Origin of the sequence: Thermosynechococcus sp. B3 (genome assembly GCF_030323045.1) — a bacterium.
GTDB lineage: Bacteria > Cyanobacteriota > Cyanobacteriia > Thermosynechococcales > Thermosynechococcaceae > Thermosynechococcus.
The window spans coordinates 1,276,724-1,289,170 of sequence record NZ_CP097584.1; the positions used below are offsets into that span (position 1 = coordinate 1,276,724).

General features: G+C 53.2%; 12 protein-coding genes, 1 tRNA gene and 1 pseudogene. 8 read left to right on the plus strand and 6 right to left on the minus strand.

What is annotated here, in order from left to right:
* Nucleotides 1–9: 9 nt before the first annotated feature.
* Nucleotides 10–414, plus strand: a complete 405-nt coding sequence (gene psb27 / locus M0646_RS06485; protein ID WP_149819226.1) for a photosystem II protein Psb27 — start codon at nucleotides 10–12, stop codon at nucleotides 412–414.
* Between the two features lie 5 nt (nucleotides 415–419).
* Nucleotides 420–1,130: a M15 family metallopeptidase gene (locus M0646_RS06490; RefSeq protein WP_286627108.1), complete on the plus strand. Its 711-nt coding sequence runs from the start codon at nucleotides 420–422 to the stop codon at nucleotides 1,128–1,130.
* Nucleotides 1,131–1,144: 14 nt separating this feature from the next.
* On the opposite strand, the gene rpmB is transcribed toward M0646_RS06490, so the two are convergent.
* The 6 genes and pseudogenes from rpmB to M0646_RS13130 all read right to left on the minus strand — a co-directional run.
* Complete coding sequence (gene rpmB / locus M0646_RS06495) at nucleotides 1,145–1,381, minus strand: 50S ribosomal protein L28 (RefSeq protein WP_149819231.1); 237 nt, start codon at nucleotides 1,379–1,381, stop codon at nucleotides 1,145–1,147.
* A gap of 81 nt (nucleotides 1,382–1,462) precedes the next feature.
* The gene (locus M0646_RS06500) at nucleotides 1,463–2,101 is read right to left on the minus strand and encodes an LON peptidase substrate-binding domain-containing protein (RefSeq protein WP_149819234.1); all 639 of its coding nucleotides are present in this window, start codon (nucleotides 2,099–2,101) and stop codon (nucleotides 1,463–1,465) included.
* Nucleotides 2,102–2,160: 59 nt separating this feature from the next.
* Nucleotides 2,161–2,244, minus strand: a tRNA-Leu gene (locus M0646_RS06505).
* Nucleotides 2,245–2,306: 62 nt separating this feature from the next.
* Nucleotides 2,307–2,753 (minus strand): hypothetical protein, encoded by a 447-nt coding sequence (locus M0646_RS06510; RefSeq protein ID WP_286627110.1) that lies wholly within the window; start codon nucleotides 2,751–2,753, stop codon nucleotides 2,307–2,309.
* Nucleotides 2,754–2,877: 124 nt separating this feature from the next.
* Complete coding sequence (pcrA, locus tag M0646_RS06515; RefSeq protein WP_286649977.1) at nucleotides 2,878–5,199, minus strand: DNA helicase PcrA; 2,322 nt, start codon at nucleotides 5,197–5,199, stop codon at nucleotides 2,878–2,880.
* Between the two features lie 166 nt (nucleotides 5,200–5,365).
* A pseudogene (locus tag M0646_RS13130) lies at nucleotides 5,366–5,593 on the minus strand (hypothetical protein); the annotation flags it as partial.
* Between the two features lie 155 nt (nucleotides 5,594–5,748).
* Between M0646_RS13130 and menB the strand changes: the two are divergent.
* The 6 genes from menB to clpB all read left to right on the plus strand — a co-directional run bounded on the left by menB (nucleotide 5,749) and on the right by clpB (nucleotide 12,421).
* Nucleotides 5,749–6,585, plus strand: a complete 837-nt coding sequence (menB, locus tag M0646_RS06520) for a 1,4-dihydroxy-2-naphthoyl-CoA synthase (RefSeq protein ID WP_149819238.1) — start codon at nucleotides 5,749–5,751, stop codon at nucleotides 6,583–6,585.
* Nucleotides 6,586–6,629: 44 nt separating this feature from the next.
* The gene (locus M0646_RS06525) at nucleotides 6,630–6,878 is read left to right on the plus strand and encodes a Ycf34 family protein (RefSeq protein WP_149819240.1); all 249 of its coding nucleotides are present in this window, start codon (nucleotides 6,630–6,632) and stop codon (nucleotides 6,876–6,878) included.
* A gap of 164 nt (nucleotides 6,879–7,042) precedes the next feature.
* Nucleotides 7,043–8,362 carry a TrkA-related ion transporter gene (locus M0646_RS06530; protein WP_255451725.1) on the plus strand — a complete coding sequence of 440 codons (1,320 nt, stop codon included), beginning with the start codon at nucleotides 7,043–7,045 and terminating at the stop codon, nucleotides 8,360–8,362.
* A gap of 4 nt (nucleotides 8,363–8,366) precedes the next feature.
* Nucleotides 8,367–8,891: an SRPBCC family protein gene (locus M0646_RS06535; RefSeq protein ID WP_286649978.1), complete on the plus strand. Its 525-nt coding sequence runs from the start codon at nucleotides 8,367–8,369 to the stop codon at nucleotides 8,889–8,891.
* 9 nt (nucleotides 8,892–8,900) lie between these two features.
* On the plus strand, nucleotides 8,901–9,662 hold the full coding sequence (locus tag M0646_RS06540; protein ID WP_286649979.1) for a hypothetical protein: 762 nt from the start codon (nucleotides 8,901–8,903) through the stop codon (nucleotides 9,660–9,662).
* Between the two features lie 95 nt (nucleotides 9,663–9,757).
* The gene (gene clpB, locus M0646_RS06545) at nucleotides 9,758–12,421 is read left to right on the plus strand and encodes an ATP-dependent chaperone ClpB (protein WP_286649980.1); all 2,664 of its coding nucleotides are present in this window, start codon (nucleotides 9,758–9,760) and stop codon (nucleotides 12,419–12,421) included.
* Nucleotides 12,422–12,447 lie beyond the last annotated feature (26 nt).

The following is a 12,447-nucleotide window of genomic DNA, read 5'->3' on the forward strand; positions in this document are numbered from 1 at the left end:
GGGTTTGATATGAAACGTTTTTGGGCGATGGTTTGGGCACTTTTCCTAAGTGTGTCACTACTCCTGACCAGTTGTGCTAATGTGCCCACGGGGCTAACGGGAAATTTCCGTGAAGATACCCTTGCGCTGATCAGTAGCCTGCGCGAAGCGATCGCCCTACCGGATAATGACCCCAACAAGAAGGCCGCTCAAGCAGAGGCTCGCAAAAAACTGAATGACTTCTTTGCCCTCTATCGTCGCGATGACTCCCTGCGATCGCTCTCTTCCTTTATGACGATGCAAACTGCCCTCAACTCCCTTGCGGGTCACTACAGTTCCTATCCCAATCGTCCCCTCCCGGAGAAGCTGAAAGCCCGCCTCGAACAAGAGTTTAAGCAAGTTGAACTCGCCCTTGATCGCGAAGCCAAGTCCTAGTCCCAATGGGGGATAAGCCCTATACCAAGATTCCGATTGCAGAGTGTGGGGAACCCCTAGCGCCTATTCCACCTACCTTTCTGCGGCTGCAACCCCATCCCTATCAAAGCCGAGGTGCCCCCTATGGCAAAGCCTCTCCCTTTTGGTTGCGGGTGGGGGTCATTGCTGCCCTTGAGCGCGCCCAAGCGTTCCTAGAACCTTACGGCTGGCAACTGGCGATTTTTGATGCCTATCGCCCAATTGCGGTACAGCAGTTCATGGTGGCGCATACCTTTGCTACCCTCTGTCAAGAACGGGGGTATGATGCGCAGCAACTTGAGCCAGCGATCGCCCGCGAGATTTGGCAACAGGTTGATCAATTTTGGGCGGTGCCCAGTTTAGACCCTCAGCAACCACCCCCCCACAGTACCGGCGCTGCCGTTGACCTTACCCTCGCTGACCCAGCAGGCCATCCCTTGGAGATGGGGGGTGTCATTGATGAAATTTCTGAACGTTCTTTTCCCGATTTTTACGATCGCCATCCTGAAGAGACCCATGCCGCTTGCTTTGCCCAACGCCGCCAAATTCTCTATCAGGCAATGCGCCATGCAGGCTTTCAGCGCCATCCCAATGAGTGGTGGCACTTTTCCCTTGGGGATCAGTTGTGGGCTTGGCAAACGCAGCAACAGACTGGCCAGCGGGACATCCTCGCTCGCTATGGCCGCATCGATCTTTAAGGCTAGCTAATCCCTTAGAGCTTGTTGAGATTCAACCCCGCTTCTTTGGCAAATGCACTCAGGCCTTTGCGCTCAAGGGTTTTAATGGCTTTGGTAGAGAGGCGCAGCCGCACCCAACGGTTGCCTTCTGGCCACCACACCCGTTTCCATTGCAAATTCACTTCTTGCAGTTTTTTCGTCCGCCGGTGGGAGTGGGAAATAGCGTAGGCGTTATTGGCTTTTTTTCCAGTCAGTTGACAAACGCGGCTCATTGGTTTTCTCCCCTGCAAGGCAATGTGATGCAAAATAACCAAGACTTCTAGCGTAACATATTCCGCCGAGAAGCACACGGCCTATTTGAAGGTTTCCTTGAGGACGGTGCGGGCCGCCAAGTGATTGCGGGTGGTGGTTAAAATTTCTGCTTCCCGCAGTAGGCGATCGTAGGTGGATTGTAGCTCTAGAAGACGTTGCTGCTCCTGAGCGACACCGCGAAAATTACTGGCAATCCAATAGGACAGTTCAAGGGCAGCCGTGGGCACATCGGGGGGCAGCTCCATGGGTTGTTCTGTCAGTTTTGCTGAGAGGCGCACCACATCCTCAAGAAGTTGCCGCACTTCCTTGGCCAAGGGGCGCAGATCAATGCTGGTGGGTTCATCCTCAATCCACTCCACTAGTCCAACGCGGTAGGGTTTTTCGCGCACGTAGTCCAAGATGCGAAACCGCTGCTGACCCAAGGAATCAATGAGCATGCGATCATCGGGAAGCCGTTCGTAGCGACGCACTTCCGCACAACAGCCCACCGTGGCTGGCCGTCCCGTTTGTGGATCCCACATCACGATGCCAAAGCGGCGATCGCTCTCAAGAATCGTATTCATCATGATGCGGTAGCGAAATTCAAAAATGTGGAGTGGCAGGGGTCGCCCCGGAAAGAGCACAACATCCGGCAAGGGAAAAATGGGGAGTTCGCGAACGGCAATGGACGAAAAAGCCATAATGACAGCGCACAGAAGCCAATGCTTCTATCGTACCGTACTTTGCAGGCTTCCTAGGATGCGGAACCGGGGACTTGAACCCCGAAGTCCTTGCGGACACTAGAACCTGAATCTAGCGCGTCTACCAATTCCGCCAGTTCCGCTCGTGTAGATTTTGGTCAGCGATCCTTTATTATCTTGGGTTTGGTGGAATTCTGTCAACTCATTATTTCATCTTGCCTCTGAAGGTGAGCACAAAGGGCTGACCATCCAATTGACCATTGCCCGCCAAGTTGAGAATGGACTGCTGACTGCCATAACGAATATTGAGGGTGCCATTGGCATCGGCCATACCAGAACTAGTCAAGCGAATCCGCAGATTGTAGGCATCCTGCTGCATGACGTTGCCAGAAAAGCCAATATAGTTGCCATCCGCCAGTTGCATATTAATATCCGCCACCTTTTGCGGATCAATGGCAATGCTCATAAACGTTACTTTTTGGTTCGGGCGGCCACTGATGCGAAATAGACCCTCGCCCATATCAGCATAGAAGGTGGTGCCTGCGGGTTGGGCTGGCTGAGCGACCATTGCGGGCACTTGGGGGGCGATCGCGTAGGTGTGCGCCCCAACGCTGAGGGCAAGAAGGGTTGCTGCAATAATGCTGTTGCTCACGGGAAGTTCCTAAGTTCCTATAAGTTCATGCTTATCCTGACGCTCAAAAAGTGTGAATGGCACCCAAACAGCCGCATCCTGCAATAAGACTTCATATTGTTCAGCTCGGATCGGTTCGCTCGATTTATAGCCGTTCAAGGGGTGTCAGCCGGGGATCCACCACCTTTTGCCCGCGACGTGGGAAACGAATCGCCAAGGAGAGCTTCGGGCCAGTGTTAAAGACATGGGTAATTTCCCCTTCGCCATAGACAGGATGGAGAATGCGATCGCCCACCCGCCAACCAGAGGCAGCAGCCTTGCTCAACCGTGCGGGGGATAGCTTCGTGACAGCAGCCATTTTGGGTCGTCGTTGAACATTCCCTGTCAGCACTTCTGGGGGTAGCTCTGTCAAAAATTGCGAAGGAATCGTATCTTCACTGCCACCGTAGCGGCGACGGCTTTGGGCAAAGGTGAGAAAGAGTTGTTCTTGGGCACGGGTGATGCCGACATAGCAAAGGCGGCGTTCTTCTTCAAGGGCCATGGGGTCGTTGAGACTGCGGAAGTTGGGAAAGAGTCCCTGCTCCATGCCCACCAAAAAGACAACGGGAAATTCTAGCCCCTTAGCGGCATGCAAGGTCATCAGGGAAACAACGCCCTCTCCCTCCTGCAAGGTATCCAAATCCGAGGCAAGGGCAGAACTGTTGAGAAAATCGCTGAGGCTTGCCCCCTCGTTTTCTTCGCTAAATTGCTGGGCAGCGTTAACCAATTCCATTAGGTTTTGCAGTCGCTCTAGGCTTTCGTCAGTGCCTTCGTTTTCGAGTTCGCGGCGGTAGCCTGTCTCTTCAATCACGGTTTTCACTAGTTCAGGCAGTTCAATGTCGTCCACTAGCGATCGCAGGCGGGTCATGAGGGTCACAAACTGCTGCACGGCACGACTGGCTCGCCCGGCCAAGGGCGTCATGGATTCGGTATCGGCAATTAAATCCCACAGGGAAATGCTAAGGGTTTGCGCGGCGTCACTGAGGCGATCCAAACTGGTTTTGCCAATGCCGCGTCGTGGCACGTTGATAATTCGCCGCAGACTCACGGTGTCTTGGGGGTTTTGCAGCAGCCGCAAATAAGCGAGAACATCCTTGACTTCCTTGCGCTCATAGAATTTGAGACCACCAACCACAGTGTAGGGAATGTTGGCACGCACTAAGGCCTCCTCAAAGGGGCGCGATTGGGCATTGGTGCGGTAGAGAATGGCAAACCGTCCCCATTGGGGTTCGAGGGATTGACTGCCCAAAGCTTTGATGGTTCGGGCAACAAAAGAGGCTTCATCGGTTTCAGTGTCACAACACTCGCAGTGAATGGGAGCGCCTTCTCCTTTGGTGGGACGCAGCACTTTATCAATGCGTTCGTTGTTGTGCTCAATGAGATGATTGGCGGCCTGCAAAATGTTGGCTGTGGAGCGATAGTTTTCTTCCAACTTAATCATTGTGCGGCTGTGGTTATCGGGCAGGCGATCGCCAAAATCCTGTTGGAAATTCATCAGGATAGTGAAATCAGCGCAGCGAAAGGAATAAATGGACTGATCCACATCGCCGACGACAAAAATCGAGCGATCGCCCCAATTCTGAAACTGTTGCGGTGGCGTACCATTGGTGGCCAGTAGCCGAATGAGATTGTATTGGGTGCGGTTGGTGTCTTGGTACTCATCCACCAGAATATGTTGGAATTGCTGATGCCAATACTCAAGGCGCTCAGGGTGCTGTTGTAGCAGCTGCACCGTTCGCAAAATCAAATCATCAAAGTCAAGGGCGTTATTCTGGGCAAGGGTTGCCTCATAGCGACGATAAACTTCTGCGGCCACCCGGCCAGCGGGCGATCGCTGTTCCTGCTCCAATTGATCGGGGCTTAGCCCTCGGTTTTTGGCATGGCTAATTTTGTAGCGGATACCGCGCGGATCATGCTTGCGCTCATCGAGATTGAGTTCCGCAGTGGCAATTTCCTTAATCAGGCTTTGCACATCTGACTCATCAAAAATGGTGAAATGCCGCGTCCAGCGATACCCTTGGGGATGTTGATAGGCCTCTATTTCCAAGCGCAGGAGTCGGGCACACAGGCTGTGGAACGTGCCAATCCAAAGGGACTTCGTGTAGGTTTGATAGACTCGCGATCGCACCCGCTGTTGTTCGAGGGGAGAGAGATCCAGCCAGTCTCGCCTGTAGAGTTGCTGAGCCACCTCTTGACCAAAGAGAGCTTCAAGCCGCTCCTTCATTTCGCGGGCGGCCTTATTGGTAAACGTCACCGCCAAGATATTTTCTGGTGCCACCTGATGCTGGCGAATCAAATGGGCAATGCGATAGGTGAGCGTGCGAGTTTTCCCGGAACCGGCGCCTGCCACCACCAACATCGGGCCACAATAGTGCTCCACCGCCCGCCGTTGTGATGGATTCAGTCCTGCCAGAAAATCCCTACTCATTTGCTGCTACGCCCATTCGCCTAAAGTTTTATGATACCTGTTATGACCAGCCAACGGGTTAGCCCCCCATCCGCCAGTACTGCGGGCATCACGGCATCAGACGGCGATGGGTTGACCCTCCTGCCAGCCTTGGGTTTGAGGCGATATCATCCCACAGGGGATCTCGGGCACTGTAGAGGAGTTCGCGCTCCAACAGCGCATTGATGAGCATTGATTGCCAGCACTAAAAGGCCCCGCAAAAACAATCTCAAATGTTGGCGAAACCATCTTGCGCAGGGAAGTTTGAACTGGCCTAATATCATAAGGAGCGCAGCTTGGGTTCCGCATTCAACAGCTCAAGGAGGCGATCGCAATCCGCTTGCAAATTGGGGCAGGTGTTGAGGAGGTCGCTCATAGCAAAGAAGCACAAACTATTGTCAGCAACAGCCTAACATAGCTCTCCTAGCCTCCCCTAGGTGGTGGATGTTAATTTTTTTTGCGATTTTGCTCCCCTCTAAACCCGAGAACCCCTCAGGTTACAATGAGAATCCATCTTACCCATCACACTCTATGGACAGCGTCCACTGGCAGCAGGTTCACCACTACACTGACATCCTGTACCACAAAACGACGGGCATTGCCAAAATTACGATTAACCGTCCCCACAAGCGCAATGCCTTTCGTCCCCAAACCATTGTCGAAATGAGTCAGGCCTTTGAGGATGCCCGCAACGATCCCACGATTGGCGTTGTCTTGCTCACCGGGGCAGGCCCCCACACCGATGGTAAGTATGCCTTTTGTGCGGGTGGTGACCAAAGTATTCGGGGTGAGGCAGGCTATCTGGATGATCAGGGGGTAGCACGGCTGAATGTGCTGGATCTGCAACGGCAAATTCGCTCCCTGCCAAAGGTGGTGATTGCCCTTGTGGCCGGCTATGCCATTGGCGGTGGCCATGTGCTGCACTTGGTCTGTGACCTCACCATTGCTGCTGAGAATGCCATTTTTGGTCAAACGGGGCCACGGGTGGGTAGTTTTGATGCGGGGTTTGGTGCCAGTTATCTTGCCCGCATTGTCGGCCAGAAAAAAGCGCGCGAAATTTGGTTTCTCTGTCGACAATATACAGCTCAGGAAGCCTTAGCGATGGGTCTAGTCAATGCTGTTGTCCCCGTTGAGGAGCTGGAGGCGGAGGGGATCCGCTGGGCGCAAGAGATTCTCACCAAAAGTCCCTTGGCCATTCGCTGCTTGAAGGCGGCCTTTAATGCCGATTGTGATGGTCAAGCCGGCCTACAGGAATTAGCTGGCAATGCAACCTTGCTGTACTACCTCACTGAAGAGAGTACCGAGGGCAAAAACGCCTTTTTGGAAAAACGTCCCCCCAACTTTCAGCAGTTCCCTTGGCGCCCCTAAGGGATGCGCTAGAGTAGGAGCATGTGGCATTGGGAGAGTTCGCCATGTGTATCTGTGTTAACTGCGCCCTTGTGGATCGCTGCACCACATACTATGCCGTTGAAGAGCAGCACCAACAGCCCCATCTGACCCTCACACCAGACTTTGACCCGATTGAGCCGACGATCAATATCAACATCCGTACCCAAGGGGAAGAGATTCTCTTGGAGTGGGATGTGGTTGGTTGTGCCAGTTTTGTCGAAGAACAGGGACGGTGGGCAAAACTGCGTCCAGGAGAATTGATTCCCACCTAAATCTGATGGTTAGCCGGCGATCGCGGCAAATCGCGGCAATTTGATGTTCTCTTCTAGCGGCACTCATGGGACAAAGCCGGCTAAGACAACAGCTTGATCTATTTCTGCACGCACCACAGGTAGAAATTAGCCTGCTGGTTTTGCTCCTACTATGGGTACTTTTAGTGGTGGTCGATCTTTTCTGGGTACAGCCCGGCCACCCTAATTTTTTTCTGATGCTGGCGGATTTGCCCCTACGGCTGTGCTTTGTTGTTGAGTTATTCCTACGCTTTGCGATCGCCCGCAAAAAGCAACGATTTTTCCGCCACTACTGGCTTGATCTAGTCGCGATTTTACCGATGCCGCCCCAGTGGCCCCTGTTTCGTCTGCTGCCCCTTTTGCGCCTACCCCGTGCCTCGATTTTGATCAATCGCAACCTACACTACATTTCTCCCCAGATTTCTGGTCTCTACGGTGCCCAAATTTCAGCACTGTTAATCATTGTGTTGATCATGCTCTTTGGGGGACTGGCTTTTTATATTATCGAAGGAACCTCAAACCCAGACATCGAGACCCTTGGGGATGCCCTGTGGTACAGCTTCTTTTCCTTAGTGTCCGCCGAACCCATTGGTGCCTATCCCAAAACCCATGCCGGGCGGATCATTACCCTAGTGGTGGTTTTGTCGGGGCTGACTTTGTTTGCAGTGTTTACAGGGGTGGTGTCTGCCTTCATGGTGCAACGGTTGCAATCAGTCATGAGCATTAAGAACTTTGACTTGGATGAGTTGCGCAACCACATTATTCTCTGTGGCTGGAATCGCAGTGCCCCCCTAGTGTTGCAGGAGTTGCAAACCGATCCCCAAACCCGCCATGCACCGATTGTCATTGTTGCTGAACTTGAACAGTTGCCCTTGAGTGAGTTGCGGAGAGTAGATCAAAATCGCCTTTACTTTTATTCGGGAGACTATACCCGCATTGACGTTTTAGAGAAGGTGCAGATTTACCACGCCTCCCGTGCCATTCTCTTGGCGGATACCAGCCAGCCCCGCAGTGATCAAGACCGCGATGCCCGAACGGTTCTCGCTGCACTGACCATGGAAAAACTCAATCCAACGATTTACACCTGTGCCCAGCTTTTGGATCGCAATAATAATGTGCAACTTCAGGCGGCAGGGGTGGAAGATGTGGTGGTGGCTGATGAAATGGCGGGTCACCTGATTGGCAATGCAGTACGCAATCAAGGGGCGATGGATGTTTTTGCGGAATTGCTAACAGTACAGGTGGGAAACCAATTTTATCGGCTGCCTTTGCCGTCAACGCTGGCAGGCAAAACCTTTTGGCATGCGCAACGACACCTCAAGGAGCAGTACGATGCCCTCTTAGTTGCTGTGGAACGTCGCATTGAGGGGCGTCGCCAGACGGAGATTAACCCACCAATGGACTATGAGCTGCAAGGGGGGGACTATGTGGTTGTGATTGCGCGGCAGTATCCACAGTGGGGATAAGCTCATGGAAATTTCCTCGCAAGTAGAATTACCTTTTCCCCGCGAGCACGTCTATCGCACCTATCGCGATCGCCTGCCTGAGTTAGTCAACTGGATGCCCAATGTGCGTAAAATTGAGGTGCAAGAGCGCAGGGAACAGCCTGAGATCTTAGAGATGGTTCTGGTCTGGCATGGGGGTGGCGAAATTCCGGCAGCGGCTCGGGCACTGCTGAGTGAGGCAATGCTCTCGTGGACGGACTACACCCATTGGGACGATCGCGACTATCTTACTCGCTGGCGCATTGCACCCCATGCCTTTACCGAGGCCATTGACTGCCAAGGGGAAAATCAATTCATTGCTGTGGGTGACTCAACCATTGTCACCAGCCGGGGGCATTTGCATATCGATCCCAAACGCATTGCCGGTGTTCCCTCCTTTTTGGCAGGCATCATTGCCCGCGCAGTTGAGGAGTACCTAGGCCAGCGCATTGAACCCAACTTTCAGCAGTTGGCGGCCAGTGTCGCAGCATTTTTGCGTGCTCAAGGATAACGATCAGCGATGAAAATTTTAGAGCAAACGGACTATCGCTTGCGCTTGCGGGAACGCCCTTTGCTGAGTTGGTTTATGGGTGGGGTGTTTGCTCTTGTACCTACGTTGATGCTCAGCTTCTTTCCTGTTGCAGAAATTTACTGCCAACGCCAAACCCTACCCTATGAATGTATTGCCACCACAACCTCTTTCGTGAGCCAAGAGCGGGTGAAAATTCCGCTTCCTCTACTGCGACAGGCAAAGTTGGAGGACTACATTGACAGCGAAGGCGATCGCATGTACCGCGTTGTTCTTGAAGTAGCGGGTAACTCAACCATATTAGGCGTTGCCTCCTCGGAGCCGGGCGATCGCGCCGCCATGGTGCAGCAAATTAATCAGTTCTTAGCCAATCCCAATCAAACCGAACTTTCAGCGCGTGTGGACGATCGCTGGCTCATTGGGATCATTGCGGGGGTGTTCTTTCTGGTAGGGATGAGTTTCATTTCTTTCGCATCCGTCTTAACACTGGATTTGGATCGGGGCAGTGGCACCTTGACGATTCTCCATGCAAATTTTTTCCGCCGCACTCAGAAGGAATTGCACTTGCGCGCGATCAGGGACATTGCGATTGAAAGCTCCGTGGATTCCGATGGCGATCGCCTCTATCGCGTTGTGGTACACCTCACTTCTGGCGAGACAGTTCCCCTGCGGCAGTACTACAGTAGCGGCTATGACAGCAAGAAAAAACTCGCTAATCTCCTGCGGCAGTTTCTCTATCTGCCACCTCTATAAGTCGTCCTGCGAGTGTGGCGCTGGCCTGTTGATTACACTGAAGATGATGGCATAATGCATTCACGGTCGGTGGGGTTTTGCCCTCAATTATCACTATGCAACCAACGGATCCAACAAAGTTTACTGATAAAGCATGGGAAGCCATTGTTAAGTCCCAAGATGTGGCACGGGAATATCGCAGCCAATATCTGGAAACAGAGCACTTGATGATTGCCCTCCTGCGGGAGGAGGGACTGGGGCAACTGATCTTTGAACGGGCCGATATTGACACTGAATGGGTGCTCAAGCGGCTGATGGAGTTTGCTAAGCAGCAGCCCCGCGTGCCAACGGGGAGCGAACTTTACTGTGGCCGTAGTTTGGATGCCCTGCTTGATGAAGCCAACCGCCTGCGCCAAGAGCACGAGGATCAGTTTATTTCGGTTGAGCATCTTGTCCTCGCATTTGTGGGCGATCGCCGCATTGGTCAACGTCTGTTCCGCGCTTTGAATTGCGATCGCGAGCAGTTGGCGGCCACCGTCAAAGCGATTCGCGGCGCCCAAAAAGTCCTAGACCAAAACCCCGAAAATAAATACGCTGCCCTTGAAAAGTACGGTCGCGATCTCACCGAAGCAGCCCGCCAAGGCAAACTGGATCCCGTCATTGGCCGCGATGAAGAAATTCGCCGCGTCATTCAAGTGCTCTCCCGCCGCACCAAAAATAATCCCGTGCTCATTGGTGAACCGGGTGTAGGTAAAACCGCCATTGCCGAAGGCCTTGCCCAGCGGATTATCAATGGCGATGTGCCAGAATCCTTGAAAAATCGGCGGTTGATCTCCCTTGATCTGGGGAGTTTAGTAGCGGGTGCCAAGTTTCGCGGTGACTTTGAAGATCGCCTCAAGGCGGTTCTCCATGAAGTGACCCATTCCGACGGTCAAATTGTTCTCTTTATTGATGAATTGCACACCGTGGTTGGTGCCGGTGCCAATCAAAACTCCTCAATGGATGCCAGCAACCTCCTGAAGCCGATGTTGGCGCGGGGCGAACTGCGCTGTATTGGTGCCACCACCCTAGACGAGTACCGCAAGCATATTGAGAAGGATGCCGCCCTTGAGCGTCGCTTCCAGCAGGTGTATATTGGCCAACCCAGCGTTGAGGATACGATCTCAATTTTGCGCGGCCTCAAGGATCGCTACGAAATTCACCACAACGTCAAAATTACTGACTCGGCACTGGTGGCAGCGGCGATGCTTTCGGATCGCTATATTAGCGATCGCTTTTTACCCGACAAGGCCATTGATTTGGTAGATGAAGCGGCGGCCAAACTGAAAATGGAAATCACCACCAAGCCTGCTGAACTGGAAGCCCTTGAGCGGCGACTGCGGCAACTGGAGATGGAAAAACTCTCCCTCAAACAGGAAGAAAGTCTGCCCCTGAGCCAAGCGCCACTCCAAGCCACCCGCGATCGCCTGCAGCGCATCGAAGAGGAAATTGCCCAACTGCAACCGCGACAACAGGCCATGCAAGCCCGCTGGCAAGCCGAAAAAGACCTCCTAGAGCGGATCAACAGCCTCAAAGAAGAGGAAGATCAGGTAAAGCTGCAAATCGAGCAAGCGGAGCGGGACTACAACCTCAACAAAGCTGCTCAACTTAAATATGGTCGCCTCGAGACGCTGCAACGGGAATTGGAAAGCACCGAAGCACAACTTTTGGAATTGCAGGCGGAAGGTGGCACCTTTTTGCGCGATCAAGTCACCGAAGCCGACATTGCTGAAATTGTTGCCAAGTGGACGGGAATTCCGCTGCAAAAACTCATGGCCTCAGAACGGCAAAAACTCCTGCAACTGGAACAAGTCCTCCATCAGCGGGTGATTGGTCAAACTGATGCCGTGGCCGCCGTGGCCGCAGCGATTCGCCGAGCGCGAGCCGGCATGAAAGACCCTGCCCGTCCCATTGGTTCCTTTCTCTTTATGGGACCTACGGGGGTGGGCAAAACAGAACTGGCCCGTGCTCTTGCCGAAGCCCTCTTTGATGATGAAAATGCCCTTGTGCGCATTGATATGTCGGAGTACATGGAAAAACACGCCGTCTCCCGCATGATTGGCGCACCACCGGGGTATGTGGGCTTTGACAGTGGCGGGCAACTGACGGAAGCGATTCGCCGTCGTCCCTATGCCGTAGTTCTGTTTGATGAGGTGGAAAAAGCCCATCCGGAAGTCTTTAATGTGCTCTTGCAGGTGCTCGATGATGGCCGCGTCACTGATTCTCAAGGGCGAACGGTAGACTTCCGCAATACCGTGATCATTATGACCAGCAACTTGGGCAGCGAGCATATTTTAGATTTGGCCGGGGATGACAGTCGCTATGAGGAAATGCGCCAACGGGTACTCCAAAGCGCGCAACAGTATTTTCGGCCTGAGTTTCTCAACCGCATTGATGATTTGATTCTCTTCCATGGCCTAGGGCGGACTGAACTGGCACAGATTGCTCAAATTCAACTGCGACGGGTGGAGAAACTCCTTGCGGATCAAAAAATTCGCCTGCGCCTCACCCCGGCAGCGCTAGATCATTTGGTGGCGGTGGGCTTTGATCCAGTCTATGGGGCACGTCCTCTGAAACGCGCCATTCAACGGGAATTGGAGAACCCCCTCGCCGTGAAGATCCTTGAAGAGGTCTTTGCACCCGGCAATACGATTTTGGTAGATTTGGTCAATGGTGAGTTGACCTTTAGCCCTGCCAACCTCGCAGGTGCAGGCGATCGCGACACCGTCACCGCCTCCTAAGCCTTCAGTAACCGACTCGACAGGAA

Coding starts and splice junctions, on each gene's coding strand:
- clpB (WP_286649980.1), top strand. CDS start 9,758: ATGCAACCAACGGATCCAACAAAGTTTACTGATAAAGCATGGGAAGCC.
- M0646_RS06540 (WP_286649979.1), top strand. CDS start 8,901: ATGAAAATTTTAGAGCAAACGGACTATCGCTTGCGCTTGCGGGAACGC.
- menB (WP_149819238.1), top strand. CDS start 5,749: ATGGACAGCGTCCACTGGCAGCAGGTTCACCACTACACTGACATCCTG.
- M0646_RS06525 (WP_149819240.1), top strand. CDS start 6,630: ATGTGTATCTGTGTTAACTGCGCCCTTGTGGATCGCTGCACCACATAC.
- rpmB (WP_149819231.1), bottom strand. CDS start 1,381: ATGAGCCGCGTTTGTCAACTGACTGGAAAAAAAGCCAATAACGCCTAC.
- psb27 (WP_149819226.1), top strand. CDS start 10: ATGAAACGTTTTTGGGCGATGGTTTGGGCACTTTTCCTAAGTGTGTCA.
- M0646_RS06535 (WP_286649978.1), top strand. CDS start 8,367: ATGGAAATTTCCTCGCAAGTAGAATTACCTTTTCCCCGCGAGCACGTC.
- M0646_RS06490 (WP_286627108.1), top strand. CDS start 420: ATGGGGGATAAGCCCTATACCAAGATTCCGATTGCAGAGTGTGGGGAA.
- M0646_RS06500 (WP_149819234.1), bottom strand. CDS start 2,101: ATGGCTTTTTCGTCCATTGCCGTTCGCGAACTCCCCATTTTTCCCTTG.
- pcrA (WP_286649977.1), bottom strand. CDS start 5,199: ATGAGTAGGGATTTTCTGGCAGGACTGAATCCATCACAACGGCGGGCG.